Annotated in this window: 2 protein-coding genes; both read right to left on the reverse strand. The window is 47.1% G+C overall.

The annotated features are described in order from the left end of the window. Positions 1-56 precede the first annotated feature (56 nt). Positions 57-1,592, reverse strand: coding sequence for a phage portal protein (locus tag MJZ26_15005; GenBank protein ID MCQ2107085.1), 1,536 nt, complete (start codon positions 1,590-1,592; stop codon positions 57-59). Continuing rightward, the gene (locus MJZ26_15010; GenBank protein ID MCQ2107086.1) at positions 1,585-1,785 is read right to left on the reverse strand and encodes a hypothetical protein; all 201 of its coding nucleotides are present in this window, start codon (positions 1,783-1,785) and stop codon (positions 1,585-1,587) included. Before MJZ26_15010 ends, MJZ26_15005 begins: the two co-directional genes overlap by 8 nt. Between the last annotated feature and the right edge of the window lie 143 nt (positions 1,786-1,928).

The raw sequence follows: 1,928 nt of genomic DNA on the forward strand, positions 1-1,928 counted from the left end.
CATCTTCGGAGCGCATAGCCCACTTTGTACCGATAAACTTCGCCAAAAAATTCATATTAGTCTTCCTCATCCTCGCCATTATCAACCGTAGAGACGCTGACACTTTCGCTCTTTGTCACGGCACCAGGTTCCGGCAAATTGTGTTCTCCACGGTAGTCCATTTCTTCAGAAAGTCTGTCCACAATGTTCTCGTAATCGCCACCGTTAATAGCCGCAATTGCATCGTCGCGGCAAACAAGCTGTTCGTCAATCTGCATCTTGATAGCCTGAGTTTCCTTAAGAGGATCCAAAAGGAACGCAGAATCTCCAATCCAGTTGCACTTGCACCAAGCAGCACGTTTCAGCGGATCTTCGAAAAACCCTTCTGCCTCTACCATTCCAGTCATAACGGCATGGCAAAGCCACTTTTCGTAGATTCGTTGACAAAAATCACTGACAAAATTATGGGTGAAGCGGTCAAAAGTCTTCTTCGATTCGTGCAATGCTGCACGAACGGAATTGTAATTCGAGCCCCTGAAGCTCTTGAGAACAAGTTCAAAAGAAACGCCTGCACTAGCGCCATCTTCACAGAAAATCGCATCCACAAAAGGCTTGTAGTTTACATTAGGACGCAGCGGGTTCACGGCGTTCGCCTTGTATCCCTGCGGCAATTCCAAAATGGCTCCGGGAGCGAGTTCAATCGGAGAACCAGGTCCAGAGCTTCCACCAACCTTTTCTTCTTCCGGAACGTTTCCGTCCATTTCTCCAGCTTCATCCGGATTGTTGGATTCCAGGAATACAGCCAAGGCTGCGCTCACGCGGGCGGCAATAACCTCGGAATCCTTATAACCTTCCTGATGCTTCAGGTCAGAAACGATTGGAGCCAGGATAGTCACGCCACGACGCTGGTCAGTGCGAGCAGCGGTAAAACAGTGGATTACATTGACGTTTCCAAAATCGTCAAAAGTAGGAATACGCACCGTTTCAACACTATCAGTATTGTTGTCGAGGTTGAACGGAGGAACTTTCGTAAAGTGATAGGCGATGGCCGCACCGTTTTCATTTACTTCAATTCCCTGGGACAACTTCTGAGATTCAAATTTGCCAAAGGGATTGCGGCAACGGTCACCTTCAAGTAGTTTGATTCGAAGGCCAAAAGCAGACTTAGAATCATTAACATACTGAGTAACAGCAAACACATCACCAGTCACAAGCTGGGTCTTAAAAGCCAAAGACTGCAATTCATGAAAATCGCATTCACCTTCGGCATCACAAAGTTTAGAGCAGGCCCACAGTTCAAACTTCGTGCGAACATCCTTTTCCCACTTTTTAGCGTTTTTCCTATCCATTCCAAGCAATTCATACAGAATTGCCGGACGTGCTTTAAGGCCTGTTCCAACCACATTCGTGTCGATGGTGTCAATCAAAGCGCGAGAAAACGGAGAATTCTGATAAAGGTTTCTGGCTCGAAGCGCCAAAATTTCGCGATCAACAGAAACGTCCCTATCAGCGGAGCCCTTAGACACGCGAAATGCCTTAAGCGTTTCGTTTGATGTAGACGCACCCTTCCAGGCAAGGCCCCTAGAGCCAAAGTTTAACGCACCATTAGCCATGAAGAATCACCCGCCTGCATCTCGGTTTTCCGTTAGAAGATGTTCCGTTTGTCGCCGCTTCAAGACGGCGGGACCATTTATCCAAACCATTCTCAATTTCAGCAAGATTCGCTTTAGTCATGGAGCGACCGCCAATGGAATATGACTGAGACTTCAGCACTGCAGAGAGTGCAGAAGTGTATTCATTCACCATCTGGCGACACAACTCAATTGGATAAAGCGGGACACTTGCCATTCTGCATGGTAAGATAGCCCATCCACATCGGCAAATACGATTTTTTGACCATCTTTTTTGAAGACGGTCATTTTGGGTATTGACAGGCTATTTGGCAGTGG

Origin of the sequence: Fibrobacter sp., from assembly GCA_024398965.1 — a bacterium.
In the GTDB taxonomy this organism is placed as follows: Bacteria; Fibrobacterota; Fibrobacteria; order Fibrobacterales; family Fibrobacteraceae; genus Fibrobacter.